This is a genomic window from Acidovorax sp. SDU_ACID1 (assembly GCF_045291395.1).
Lineage (GTDB): Bacteria > Pseudomonadota > Gammaproteobacteria > Burkholderiales > Burkholderiaceae_C > MR-S7.
Genome location: NZ_CP152342.1, coordinates 1,091,680 through 1,104,223, shown reverse-complemented (window position 1 = coordinate 1,104,223; position 12,544 = coordinate 1,091,680). Strand labels below are relative to the sequence as shown.

Genomic DNA, 12,544 nt, shown 5'->3' with positions numbered 1-12,544 from the left:
GCGCAAGCAGCTCACATTCTTGAAGCGCGCGCTCATGCGCGCATCCCGTCCTGCGCATCGGCCTGCACCTGCCCGGTGAGCCGGTAGCCCGCGCCGCGCACGGTCTCCACCATGCGGCCGGCGCCGCCCAGGGCCTCGCGCAGGCGCTTGATGTGCACGTCCACCGTGCGCTCCTCGATGAAGACGTGGTCGCCCCAGATCTTGTCGAGCAGCTGCGCGCGGCTGTGCACGCGCTCGGAGTGCTTCATGAGGTAGTGCAGCAGCTTGAATTCGGTGGGGCCCACCTTGAGCGGCTGGCCCTGGTAGCTGACGCGGTAGGTGGCGGCGTCGAGCACCAGCTCGCCGATGGCGACGCTGTCGCTCACCTGCTCGGGCGCGCGCCGGCGCAGCACGGCGCGGATGCGCGCCAGCAGCTCCTGCGTGGAGAAGGGCTTGGTGATGTAGTCGTCGGCGCCGGCGTCCAGGCCGGAGACCTTGTCGGGCTCGTCGCCGCGCGCGGTAAGCATCAGGATGGGGATCTGCTTGGTGCGCGCGTCGCTGCGCCAGCGGCGCGCGAGCTGCAGGCCGCTGGCGCCCGGCAGCATCCAGTCGAGCAGGATCACGTCGGGCAGCACTGCGTCGAGCTCGCGCTGGGCCGATTCGCCGTCCTCGGCCCAGATCGGCGCGAAGCCGTTGTGCCGCAGGTTCACGGCCACCAGCTCGGCGATGGGCGCTTCATCCTCGACGATGAGTACGCGGGGGAGTTTCTTCATGCGGTGGTGTGCCCTTCCTCAGGCCAGGGCCGACTCGATTTCCTCGAGCGTGGTGTGGCGCACGTCCTTGCCTTCGACCAGGTAGATGATGAGTTCGGCCACGTTCTTGGAGTGGTCGCCGATGCGCTCGATGGCCTTGGCCAGGAACAGCAGGTCCAGGCTGGCGGAGATGGTGCGCGGATCCTCCATCATGTAGGTGATGAGCTTGCGCACGAAGCCGTCGAACTCGTGGTCGATGAGGTCGTCTTCCTTGAGGATGGCGACCGCCGCCTTGGTGTCCAGGCGCGCGAACGCGTCCAGCGCCTTGCGCAGCAGGCCCGAGGCCAGGTCGGCCGCCACGCGCAGGTCGCTGGAGGGGAGCGAGCGCGCGGCGCCGCTTTCGATGATGGAGCGGCACATGCGCGCCATGCGCGTGGCCTCGTCGCCCATGCGCTCCAGGTTGGCGATGGCCTTGGAGAAGGCGATCAGCAGGCGCAGGTCGCGCGCCGTGGGCTGGCGCCGGGCGATGACGGTGGACAGCTCGTGGTCGATCTCCACTTCCATGCGGTTCACGCGGCGCTCGAGCTGCTCGACCTGCTCGGCCGCCTCCATGCTGAAGTGCGACAGCGCGTGAATGGCCTGGCGGATCTGAGATTCCACCAGCCCGCCGAGTTCCATCACGCGGGCGGAGATGCTGTTGAGTTCGCTGTCGAACTGGGAGGAAAGGTGCTTGTCGGTCATGTCTTTTTCCTTGAAATCAACGCCCAATGACGCAATGCTTTGCCCACATCGCATGCCACTGGCGCAACCCTGGCGAGGGCCACCGCGCAAGGGCCGCCCCGCCGCGCTGGTGGCGTCCCCCACTGCGCAGCGTAGCGAAGCAAAGAGGGGGAAGCGGCGAAGCCGCTCAGGGGGGTCATCCAAATCTTCCGGTGATGTAGTCCTCTGTCTCCTTGCGCTGCGGCTTGAAGAACATCTGCTCCGTGCGGCCGAACTCCACCAGGTCGCCCAGGTACATGTAGGCGGTGAAGTCGCTGCAGCGCGCGGCCTGCTGCATGTTGTGGGTGACGATGACCACGGTGTAGTCGTCCTTGAGCTCGGCGATCAGTTCCTCGATCTTGGCGGTGGAGATCGGGTCCAGCGCCGAGCAGGGCTCGTCGAGCAGCAGCACCTCGGGCTTGATGGCGATGCCGCGCGCGATGCACAGGCGCTGCTGCTGCCCGCCCGACAGGCCGGCGCCGCTCTGGTGCAGCTTGTCCTTGACCTCGTTCCAAAGCGCGGCCTTGCGCAGCGCCCATTCCACGCGGTCGTCCATGTCGGTGGCGTTCAGGCTCTCGAAGAGCTTCACGCCGAAGGCGATGTTGTCGTAGATGGACATCGGGAACGGCGTGGGCTTCTGGAACACCATGCCGACCTTGGCGCGGATCAGCGCCACGTCTTCCTTGCTGGTGAGCAGGTTCTCGCCGTCCAGCAGGATCTGGCCCTGCGCGCGCTGCTCGGGGTAGAGCTCGAACATGCGGTTGAAGGTGCGCAGCAGCGTGGACTTGCCGCAGCCCGACGGGCCGATGAAGGCGGTGACCTTCTTCTCGGGGATGTCGAGGTTGATGTTCTTGAGGGCGTGGAACTTGCCGTAGTAGAAGTTCAGGTCGCGCACCGCGATCTTGGACGGCAGCGGCTCTGGGGTCTTGAGGGTGGTGGGCATGGGGTTCTTCCCGGATGTTTACTTCTGGCGGGTGACCACGCGGGCCAGGATGTTCAGGCCGAGCACGGCCAGGGTGATGAGGAACACGCCGGCCCAGGCCAGCTGCTGCCAGTTCTCGTAGGGGCTCATCGCGAACTTGAAGATGGTGACCGGCAGGCTGGCCATGGGCTTGGAGAGATCCCCGTTCCAGAATTGGTTGTTGAGCGCGGTGAACAGCAGCGGCGCCGTCTCGCCCGCGATGCGCGCCACGGCCAGCAGCACGCCGGTGATGACGCCCGCGCGGGCCGCGCGCAGCGTCACCAGGGTGATGACCTTCCACTTGGGCGTTCCCAGCGCGTAGGCCGCCTCGCGCAGGCTTGCGGGCACCAGCACCAGCATGTTCTCGGTGGTGCGGATCACCACCGGGATCACGATCAGCGCCAGCGCGATGATGCCGGCCCAGGCCGAGAAGCTCTTGAAGCGCGCCACGACCACGGCGTAGACGAACAGGCCGATCACGATGCTGGGCGCCGACAGCAGGATGTCGTTGACGAAGCGCGTGGTGCTGGCCAGCCAGCCGCGCGGGTCGTATTCGGCGAGGTAGACGCCCGCCATGATGCCGATGGGCGTGCCCACGAAGGTGGCCAGCAGCACCATGACGAAGGAGCCGAAGATGGCGTTGGCGATGCCGCCCGCCTCGTTGGGCGGGGGCGTCATCTGCGTGAACAGGGCGACGCTCAGGCCGCCCAGGCCCAGGCGGATCGTCTCCCACAGGATCCAGATCAGCCAGAACACGCCGAACGCCATCGCCAGCAGCGACAGGGTCAGCGCGATGCCGTTCAGGCGCTTGCGCGATGCGTAGCGCTGGGCGCGCACTTGCGCCAGTTCGGCGGCGGAGATGAGTTGGCGTGAGGTGCTCATGCGCGTGCTCCTTCGCCCTTCTTCAGGCGGGCCAGCAGCAGTTTGGACAGCGACAGGACGACGAAGGTGATGAAGAACAGCACCAGCCCCAGGTAGATCAGCGAGGCCTGGTGCAGGCCTTCGCCGGCCTCGGCGAATTCGTTGGCCAGGGCCGAGGTGATGCTGTTGGCCGCCTCGAACACCGACAGGGAATTGAGCTGGTTCATGTTGCCGATCACGAAGGTGACGGCCATCGTCTCGCCCAGCGCCCGGCCCAGGCCGAGCATGACGCCGCCGAGCACGCCCGACTTGGTGTAGGGCAGCACGACCTTCCACACCACCTCCCAGGTGGTGGAGCCCAGGCCGTAGGCGGATTCCTTGAGCAGCGCGGGCGTGACCTCGAACACGTCGCGCATCACCGAGGCGATGAACGGGATGATCATGATCGCCAGGATGATGCCGGCCGACAGGATGCCGATGCCCACCGGCGGGCCGGAGACGAGCGCGCCCAGGTAGGGGACACCGGAAAACAGCGATTGCAGCGGCTGCTGCACATAGGTGGCGAGGATGGGGCCGAACACCATCAGGCCCCACATGCCGTAGACGATGGAGGGCACCGCCGCCAGCAGTTCGATGGCCGTGCCCAGGGGCCGCTTGAGCCAGGCGGGCGACAGCTCGGTCAGGAACAGCGCGATGCCGAAGCTCACCGGCACGGCGATCAGCAACGCGATGAGCGACGTGGCCAGCGTGCCGTAGATCATCACCAGGCCGCCATACTCGTTCTGCACCGGGTCCCAGGCGCTGCTGGTCAGGAAGCCCAGGCCGTACTGCTGGATGGAAGGCCAGGCGCCGTACACCAGCGAGGCCAGGATGCCCAGCAGCAGCGACAGCGTCAGCAGCGCCGCGCCGCGCGCCATCCAGCCGAAGATGCGGTCTGCGAGCACGCCCGAAACCATGGAGGAGCGCGGCGGCGGGGAGCTTCGGGAAGCGCCGCGCTCCGCATCGCGCGGCGGCGCCTGGTGGACTGGCAGCGTTGTGGACACGTCGGTTGCCTTGTGTGTGATGGGAGGAATCGGGGCGGCCCGCCGCGCCGGGCGGCAGGCCGGTGGCGCCAGCTTACTTCAGGGCGATGGCCTTGCCCGAGGCGTCCTTGATGCCGTCCCAGGATTTCATGATCACGCCCTTCACGCTCTCGGGCATGGCCACGTAGTCGAGGTCGGACGCGGTCTTGTCGCCGCCCTTGTAGGCCCATTCGAAGAACTTCAGCGCCGTGGCGGCCTGCACCGGCTTGTCCTGCGTCTTGTGCATCAGGATGAAGGTGGCGGAGGTGATCGGCCAGGCGTCCTTGCCGGGCTGGTTAGTCAGGATCTGGTAGAAGCTCTTGGCCCAGTCGGCACCCGCGGCGGCGGCCTTGAAGGAAGACTCGTCGGGCGAGACGAAGTTGCCGGCGCTGTTTTGCATCTGCGCGAAGGTCAGCTTGTTCTGCTTGACGTAGGCGTATTCCACGTAGCCGATGGAGTTGGGCAGGCGGCCCACGAAGGCGGCCACGCCCTCATTGCCCTTGCCGCCGGCACCCACGGGCCAGTTCACGGCCGTGCCTTCGCCCACCTTGGACTTCCACTCTGCGTTCACCTTGGACAGGTAGTTGGTGAAGCCGAAGGTCGTGCCCGAGCCGTCGGCGCGGCGCACGGGGGCGATGGTGGCGTCGGGCAGGCCCAGGCCGGGGTTCAGCGCCTTGATGGCCTCGTCGTTCCACTTGGTGATCTTGCCCAGGTAGATGTCGCCGATCACCTGGCCGCTGAGCTTGAGCTGGCCAGGCTGGATGCCCTTGATGTTCACCACGGGGACGATGCCGCCTATCACGGTGGGGAACTGCACCAGGCCCTTGGCCGCCAGCTCTTCGTCCTTGAGCGGCGCGTCGGAGGCGCCGAAATCCACAGTCTTGGCCTCGATCTGGCGCAGGCCCGCGCCGGAGCCCACCGACTGGTAGTTGATCTTCACACCCGTGGCCTTGTGGTAGTCGGCGGCCCACTTGGAATACAGCGGCGCGGGGAAGCTGGCGCCTGCGCCCGTCGCTTCCTGCTGCGCCCAGGCGCCAGAGAACGCACCCATCGCCACCACACCAGACACCAGAACCCGAATCGCGGAGAGTTTCATGAAAGAGCCTCTTGGTTGAAAAAACGCTATGCCGTGACTCTAGGAGGCGTTTGTGACATCGACATGACACCCCCGGATGACCGTCACACAGCGGCGCGGCCGGCCGCTGTCACGGGGCTGTCGCATGCGCAGCGTACGCTCCCGCCGCCGACTGCCGTCGGTCACAGACCCACCACACGGGAGAAAACCATGTTCCGCCGCTCTGCACTCCGAACCGTCCTGGCCCTGGCCACCGTGGCCACCCTCGGCGCCTGCGCCACCCCGGCCTCCGCGCCCGGCACGGTGTCCGCCGCCCTGGCGCGCACGCCCGCACTGAGCACTTTCCACCGCCTCGCCGGCGAGGCCGGCCTGCTGGCCACGCTGGACGGTACGGGGCCCTACACCGTCTTTGCGCCCACCAATGCTGCCTTCCAGGCCCTGCCCGCCAAGACCCTGGAGGCGCTCAAGGCCGACAAGGCCCAGTTCAAGGCCGTGCTGTCGCACCACATCGTCGCCGCCCGCCTGGCCGCTGCCGACGCCAAGGCCGGCAAGCTCAAGACGCTGCAGGGCTCCGACATCACGCTCGCGCGCGCAGGCGCCTTCCTCACGGTGGAGGACGCCCTTGTGGAGCAGGCCGACATCCGCGCCGGCAACGGCGTGGTGCACGCCATCGACCGCGTGCTGATGCCCCCGCGCAAGTGAGCACGGGCCACCGCAGCGCCATGGCCATCGCCGCCCTCCCCGCGCCGCGCCGCCGCGCCGTCCTGCAGGCCGCCGGCGCGGCCACCGCCGCCTGGGCGCTGCCGGCCATGCCCGCGCGCGCCCAGGACATGCGCAGCATCGCCGTTGCGCAGATCGTGGACCTGTCGGCCCGGCACCAGGACGTGAGCCGCGACTTCCTCGTCGGCTCCCGCGCCGCCTGGGCCGCCTTCAATGCCCAGGGCGGGCTGCGCGGCAAGCCGGTGCAGCACCTGGTCCTGGAAACCGACGGCTCCGCCGCCAGCCTGCGCGCTGCATGGCAGACGGCGCACGCAGACCCGGTCTGCGTCGCCCTCTCCGGCTGCGTGGGCGACGGCACCGCCGCCGCCATCGCATCGCTGCAGCCCGCGGATGCGCCCCTGCCCCACGCTGCGCCGTGGCTGCACCGCCAGTGGCAGGACCCCGGCGACACCGTCTTCGGCATCTTTCCCAACTACCAGGCCCAGATCGCCCACGCCGTGCGATCGCTGTCCGTCATGGGCGTGCAGCAGGCGGGCGTGGTCTTCGCCCATGCGGACCTGCAGCGGCAACTGCAGGACTCCGTCACGCAGGCGGGCGCCGCCGTGGGGCTGCGCATGCAGACCCTGCCCGCGGCGCAGCGCCACCCCGCGCCACCCGCCATCGTCCTCTTCGTGGGCGGCACGCCCGAACTGCACGACTACGTGCGCCGCATGGCCCTGCCCCAGGGACGCCAGTGCTACGTGATCGCGCTGGCCGACGTCAACCTGCAGGTGCTGGCCCAAATGGGCGGCCTGCACCGCAACGTCTCGGTGATCGCCACGCAGCCCGTGCCGCTGGTCACCGCCAGCCTGCCCGTCGTGCGGACCTACCGCGAGGTGATGGCCCGGCTGTACGACGAACCCCCGTCCCCCCAAGGACTGGCAGGCTTCATCGCCGCCCGCTACACGGCCGAGGTCCTGGCCTCCGTCACCGGCCCGCTGCACCGCGCCAGCGCCCTGGCCGCGTTCAGGAAGCGCTCGGAAGTCCAGGTGGGCGGCTTCGTGGTCGCCTACGAAGGCCGCCGCCTTGCCACCACCCACGTCACGCAAAGCATGCTGACCACCGATGGCCGCATCGTCGGGTGAGACGGCCGGCGGTTCGCGCCTGGTTCTTTCCCGAACGCGGCCCGAAGTCCTGCTACAATAGCGGGCTTCGGAGAGGTGGATGAGCGGTTTAAGTCGCACGCCTGGAAAGCGTGTGTGGGCTAATCCCCACCGCGGGTTCGAATCCCGCCCTCTCCGCCAGTTGGGTAAGTTCGGTCGCCTCAGGCGATCGGCACATGACAAAAGCTGCATCACCTCTGATGCAGCTTTTTTATTTCCGAGGCTACTGCGTGCCGTCGAACTCCACGGCCATCCGGCTGCCGTTCAGCACCAGCCCGGAACGCGCCGCGGCCATCAGCAATCTGGCGAGCAGTTCGCTGTCGGACACCTGCACCCGCTCGCCATTGCTGCGGTTCACCAGCCACAAGGGCGTGGCCGTCTTTCCTGCAACCGGCTCCGCGCCCTGCAGCCGGTAAAGCCGCTTGGTTCCCGCAGGGTATGCTGAGTGCAATACCCCCTGTGCTTCCATCTGGCGCACCGAGCGATAGACCGTGCCCAGGCTCACACGCAGCCCGCGCTCGGAGATTCGACGGAAGACCTCTTCGACGGACAGCGGCTGGTCCCCGAGATCGTCGAATACCTGCAGCACGGCGATGCGCGGCACCGTGGGCCGCACGCCCGCCTCACGCAGCCGCTGGAGGGCGTTCCCCGATACCGTCATGGCAATGGCTCCGCCTGTGCCATGGACGTAGCCTCGGGCGGGCGCCAGCCGCCTCCGAGCGCGCGGTACAGCGACACGGCCGCCTGCAGCCGCGCGAGCCGGATCTGCACCTGCGCGTCTTGCGCCGCAGTCACGACGCGCTGGGCGTCCAGCAACGCCAGCATCGTCTCCGCCCCCGACCGGTAGCGGCTTTCCGCCAGCGCCAGGGCCGCACGCGCCTGCACGAGCGCCTCGTCCTGCGCCCTGGCCTGCTCCTCCAGGGAGGCGGAGGCATCGAGGGCCAGTTCGACATCCGTGAAGGCCGCAACGATGGCTTTGTGGTAATTCGCCAATAGTTCTTCGCGCCGGGCCTGCGCGGCGTCGTGCTGCGCCGCCAGACGGCCTCCGTCGAAGATGGGCCCTGCCAGCCCCGCCAGCAGTGTGGCCACGGGCGCGTGCAGCCAGTCGGCGGCACGGCCCGCGCTCGCTGCCGCGCTGCCCGTGAGGGTCAGCCGGGGCCAGAGCGCCGCGCGCGCGGCCTGCACGTCTGCGCTGGCAGCGGCCAGCAGCGCCTCGGCCTGGGCGATGTCGGGGCGGCGCTCCAGCAGTTGGGCCGGCAGGCCGGCGCCCACCCGGGGCAACGCCAGCGCCTGCAGCGATGGCGTGCGCAGATCGATGCGCCGCGCCTGGCCCAGCAACAAGGACAGCGCCACCGCGGCCCCTTCGCCCTGGCCGCGCAGCTCGGCCAGCATCTGCTTCTGGGCAGCCACCAGGCCGCGCTGCTGCGCAAGCTCCAGCGGCGACGCCGCGCCGGCGCGCACACGCGACTCCACCAGGGCCAGAAACCGCTCGACCGTGGCAAGGTTCTGCTGCGCGATGTGCTGGCGCTCCCGCAGGGCCACGGCCTGCAGCCAGCCATGGGCCACCTGCGCTGTCACCGTGAGCCGCACCGTGTCGCGGGCGAAGCGGCTGGCCTGCCAGGCAGCCGACGCGGCTTCGTGCGCGGCGCGGTTGCGGCCCCAGAAGTCCACTTCGTAGGTTGCCACCAGCGAAGCGCCGTAGAGACTGGCCTGCCCGCCGGTGGCCGTTGCCCTGCTGGCACGCTGGGCACTCAGTCCGCCCTCCAGCGCAGGCCACAGCGCCGCCCCGGCCGCATGCGCCGCAGCCTGCGCCTGGCGCACCCGTGCCGCGGAGGCCGCGATGTCCTGGCTCCGGGCATGGGCGAGCGCGACGAGGTGGTCCAGTTCCTCGCTGCCGAAGGCCTGCCACCATTGCGCCGCGATGGCCTCTGCCGCAGCGCCTTCGGCATGCGGCCAATGCGTGGGCGCCAGGGTTGCCGCTGGCGGCTGTTGCACGGCCCTGGGCACTCCGCAGCCTGCCAGCGCCGCGACGGCCAGCGCCATGCCTGCGAAGCGGGCCCAGTGCTGCCCGGGTTTGCTCATGCCTTGCATCTCACTCCCCCGCCAACGCACGCACCGGATCGAGCCGCGCCGCCGTGCGCGCCGGCATGTAGCCGAACACCAGCCCCGTGGCCACCGCGCAGGCAAAGGCGCCCACCATGGCCCGCACCGAGAACACCACGGGCACGCCCGAGGCGATGAGCACCACGCCCACGGCCAGGCCCGCGAGCAGTCCGGCCAGGCCGCCCACCAGGGTGACGAGGCTGGCCTCGGTCAGGAACTGGCGCAGGATGTCGCCCTGGCGCGCGCCCACGGCCATACGAATGCCGATCTCGCGCGTGCGCTCGCGCACCGTCATCAGCATGACGTTCATCACGCCGATGCCGCCTACGACCAGCGAGACGGCCGCGATCAGGCCCAGCATCACGGCCATGCTCTCGCGCGTGGCGGCCTCGGCCTGGATGCGCGCGGCCGCGTTGCCGATGCCGAAGTCCTCGCGCCCGCCGTGCCGCGCCAGCAGCAGCCGGAGCATGGCCTGCTCGGCCTCGTGCACCACCTGCGCGCTGCGCGCCTCGATCACCACGTAGTCGGGCTGGGTCTGCGCCTGGTAGACGCGCGCGCGGCCCGAGCGGTAGGGAATGAACACCATGTCGTCATAGTCCTGCGCGCCGGAATCCGCGCCGCGCTCGCTCATCACGCCGATGACCTCGAAGGCCGAAGTGCCGATGATGAGCTGCCGGCCCAGCGGGTCGGGCGTATCGGGAAAGAAATGCCTGTGCGCCTTGTGGCCCAGGACCACCAGGGGTGCCAGGTCGCGGTCCTCGGCCTCGGTGTAGTAGCGGCCCAGGGCAGTTCTCCAGTGGTGCACCAGCGGCATTTCTTCGCTCGCGGCGAAGACGTAGACCTGCTTGTCGGCATTGCCGTAGCGCACCGTGACCGGGTCGCCGATGACCGGCATCACGCGCCGGATCTCGGGCAGCTCGCGCAGGGCGGCCAAGTCGTCCTCGGTGATCTGGCCCGCAGGCCCGCCCGTGGCCGGCGGCTTGCTGCCCATGTAGAGGATGGCCGTGCCCATGGTGCCCATCTGCTCGACCACCTTGCGCCGCGCGCCCTCGCCGATGGCCAGCATCACGATGACCGAGGCCACGCCGATGACGATGCCCAGCAGCGTCAGGCTGGTGCGCACGCGGTTCAGCCGCATGCCGCGCCAGGCGCTGCGTGCGGCCTCCAGCAGTTCGGCCGGCCAGGGCGTGCCGGCCGCCTCCGGGCACCGGGGCGCCAGCGGCTGCGCCAGCCGCCCGCGGCCCACCATGCTGTCGCCGACGATGCGCCCGTCGCTGATCTCGATCACGCGGCGCGCCTGCGCCGCCACGGCGCGGTCGTGCGTGATGAGGATGATGGTGTGGCCGGCGTCGGCCAGCTCGCGCAGCAGCGCCATCACCTCGGCGCCGCTGTGCGAATCGAGCGCGCCTGTGGGCTCGTCGGCCAGGATGATCTGGCCGCCGTTCATGAGCGCGCGCGCGATCGACACGCGCTGCTGCTGCCCGCCCGAGAGCTGGTTGGGCCGGTTGCCCAGGCGCTCGCCCAGCCCCAGGCGCGCGAGCAGCGCCTGCGCGCGGCGCACGCGCTCCTCCTTGGGCAGGCCCGCGTAGATGGCAGGCATCTGCACGTTCTCGCTCGCGCTTTCGCTGGCGATCAGGTGGTAGCCCTGGAACACGAAGCCGAACGCCTCGCGCCGCAGCCAGGCCAGCGCATCGGCGTCGAGCCGCGCCACGTCCTGCCCCTGGAAGCGGTAGCTGCCCGCGCTGGGACGGTCCAGGCAGCCCAGGATGTTCATCAGCGTCGATTTGCCCGAGCCCGAGCTGCCCACCACGGCGACGAACTCCCCGGCATGTATTTGCAGGTCGATGCCGTGCAGCACCGTCACCCGCGGCTGCCCGCCCTCGCCGCCGTAGTGCTTGCAGATACCGTGCAGCGCGATCAGCGGCGCATCGGCATCCAATGCTCCGCTCATCACCATTGGAGCCACCGCAAACCACGCTCCAGCGGCGTCTCGCCCACGATGACGCGCTCGCCTTCGGCCAGGCCTTCGAGCACCTGGGCCTGGTGGCGGCTGCGCACGCCCAGCCTCACGCTGCGAGTCTCGGGCTGCCCGCGCGCGTCGAGCACGCGCGCCGCATGGCCCTGCCCGTCCTCGCGCTCCTGTACGGCGGTGAGCGGCACGGTCAGTGCCTGCGGCGCGTCGGCGGTGACGAAGACCACCTGTGCCGTCATCTGCGGCATCAGCTCGGCGTCTTCGTTGCCCACGTCGAACAGCACCGTGTATGCCACGGCCTTGGTGGCGGGCGCGGGCGACGCCGCCGTGCCGCCGGCCGGCGCCTGGCTGGCCGCGGGCGCGGGCAGCACCTGGCGGACCGTGCCGCTCCAGCGCCGGGGCCTGGACTGCCCGGCACTGCCCAGCGTCGTGAAGTACACCGGCATGCCCTGCCGGACGCGGCGCACGTCGGCCTCGGAGACATCGGTCCAGACCGTCATGGCCGACAGATCGGCGATGCGCAGGATGTTCGGCGTCTGGTAGGTGGCATTGAGCGTCTGGCCTTCGCGCGCCTCCACCGACACCACGGTGCCGGCCATGGGCGCATAGATGCGCGTGTAGCCCAGGCGGGCCTCGTCGGCCTGGAGCGTGGCCTGGGTCTGGTCAAGCTGCGCACTCAGGTGGCCGATGCGCGCCACGGCCATGGCCAGGTTGGCTTCGGCCGTCTGCACGTCCTCCTCGCGCGTGGCGCCGTCGCGGCTCAGCTGCCGCTGGCGCGCGAGCTGCTGCTCGGCCAGCCGGCGCCGGGCCTGCTGCTCGGCCAGCTGCGCGCGCAGCCCGGCCAGTTGGGCGCGGCCCGCGTCCACCGTGGCGCGCTGCACGCTGGGGTCGATCTCCACCAGCAGATCGCCCTTGGCCACCTGCGCGCCGGGCTCCACGCGCAGCCGCGTGACCTGGCCCGACACCTGGGCGCCCACATCCACGTAGCGGCGCGGCTGCAGCGTGCCGATGGCCGTCACGGTGGCTTCGATGTCTGCACGGGCCACCGTCTCGGTCTGGTAGGCCACAGCCGGGCGCTGGGCCCACCAGAAGCCCGCACCGATGGCGAGCGCGGCCACCGCCGCGATAGCTGCCCAACGCAGCTGGGTATGTTTCATTG

The 12,544-nt window shown here is 69.9% G+C and carries 12 protein-coding genes and 1 tRNA gene; 3 read left to right on the top strand and 10 right to left on the bottom strand.

The window, feature by feature from the left end; all coding sequences use genetic code 11:
- Positions 1-32: 32 nt before the first annotated feature.
- From phoB to pstS, 6 genes are all read right to left on the bottom strand, one after another.
- Complete coding sequence (phoB, locus tag AAG689_RS05380; RefSeq protein ID WP_020229301.1) at positions 33-752, bottom strand: phosphate regulon transcriptional regulator PhoB; 720 nt, start codon at positions 750-752, stop codon at positions 33-35.
- A gap of 18 nt (positions 753-770) precedes the next feature.
- Positions 771-1,472, bottom strand: a complete 702-nt coding sequence (phoU, locus tag AAG689_RS05375) for a phosphate signaling complex protein PhoU (RefSeq protein WP_406625049.1) — start codon at positions 1,470-1,472, stop codon at positions 771-773.
- 175 nt (positions 1,473-1,647) lie between these two features.
- A complete protein-coding gene (gene pstB, locus AAG689_RS05370; protein ID WP_406625048.1) occupies positions 1,648-2,433 on the bottom strand; it encodes a phosphate ABC transporter ATP-binding protein PstB in 786 nt (261 codons plus the stop codon).
- A gap of 18 nt (positions 2,434-2,451) precedes the next feature.
- A complete protein-coding gene (gene pstA, locus AAG689_RS05365; RefSeq protein ID WP_020229298.1) occupies positions 2,452-3,333 on the bottom strand; it encodes a phosphate ABC transporter permease PstA in 882 nt (293 codons plus the stop codon).
- Positions 3,330-4,355, bottom strand: coding sequence for a phosphate ABC transporter permease PstC (pstC, locus tag AAG689_RS05360; protein WP_406625047.1), 1,026 nt, complete (start codon positions 4,353-4,355; stop codon positions 3,330-3,332). Before pstC ends, pstA begins: the two co-directional genes overlap by 4 nt.
- Before the next feature lie 73 nt (positions 4,356-4,428).
- Positions 4,429-5,469, bottom strand: coding sequence for a phosphate ABC transporter substrate-binding protein PstS (gene pstS / locus AAG689_RS05355; protein WP_406625046.1), 1,041 nt, complete (start codon positions 5,467-5,469; stop codon positions 4,429-4,431).
- Positions 5,470-5,658: 189 nt separating this feature from the next.
- Here pstS and AAG689_RS05350 point away from each other — a divergent pair, with 189 nt between their 5' ends.
- From AAG689_RS05350 to AAG689_RS05340, 3 genes are all read left to right on the top strand, one after another.
- Positions 5,659-6,150 carry a fasciclin domain-containing protein gene (locus AAG689_RS05350; protein WP_406625045.1) on the top strand — a complete coding sequence of 164 codons (492 nt, stop codon included), beginning with the start codon at positions 5,659-5,661 and terminating at the stop codon, positions 6,148-6,150.
- A complete protein-coding gene (locus tag AAG689_RS05345; protein ID WP_406625044.1) occupies positions 6,147-7,292 on the top strand; it encodes an ABC transporter substrate-binding protein in 1,146 nt (381 codons plus the stop codon). The genes AAG689_RS05350 and AAG689_RS05345 overlap by 4 nt, the downstream gene beginning before the upstream one ends.
- A 69-nt stretch (positions 7,293-7,361) precedes the next feature.
- Positions 7,362-7,451: transfer RNA gene (locus AAG689_RS05340), tRNA-Ser, on the top strand.
- 82 nt (positions 7,452-7,533) lie between these two features.
- Here the strand turns inward: AAG689_RS05340 and AAG689_RS05335 are convergent.
- Genes AAG689_RS05335 through AAG689_RS05320 form a run of 4 tightly spaced genes read right to left on the bottom strand, consistent with a single transcriptional unit; the run spans position 7,534 to position 12,542 of the window.
- Positions 7,534-7,971, bottom strand: a complete 438-nt coding sequence (locus tag AAG689_RS05335) for a Fur family transcriptional regulator (RefSeq protein ID WP_406625043.1) — start codon at positions 7,969-7,971, stop codon at positions 7,534-7,536.
- Positions 7,968-9,392: an efflux transporter outer membrane subunit gene (locus AAG689_RS05330; RefSeq protein WP_406625042.1), complete on the bottom strand. Its 1,425-nt coding sequence runs from the start codon at positions 9,390-9,392 to the stop codon at positions 7,968-7,970. The genes AAG689_RS05335 and AAG689_RS05330 overlap by 4 nt, the downstream gene beginning before the upstream one ends.
- A gap of 10 nt (positions 9,393-9,402) precedes the next feature.
- Positions 9,403-11,364 carry an ABC transporter permease gene (locus tag AAG689_RS05325; RefSeq protein ID WP_406625041.1) on the bottom strand — a complete coding sequence of 654 codons (1,962 nt, stop codon included), beginning with the start codon at positions 11,362-11,364 and terminating at the stop codon, positions 9,403-9,405.
- Positions 11,364-12,542, bottom strand: a complete 1,179-nt coding sequence (locus AAG689_RS05320) for an efflux RND transporter periplasmic adaptor subunit (RefSeq protein WP_406625040.1) — start codon at positions 12,540-12,542, stop codon at positions 11,364-11,366. The genes AAG689_RS05325 and AAG689_RS05320 overlap by 1 nt, the downstream gene beginning before the upstream one ends.
- Positions 12,543-12,544: the final 2 nt, after the last annotated feature.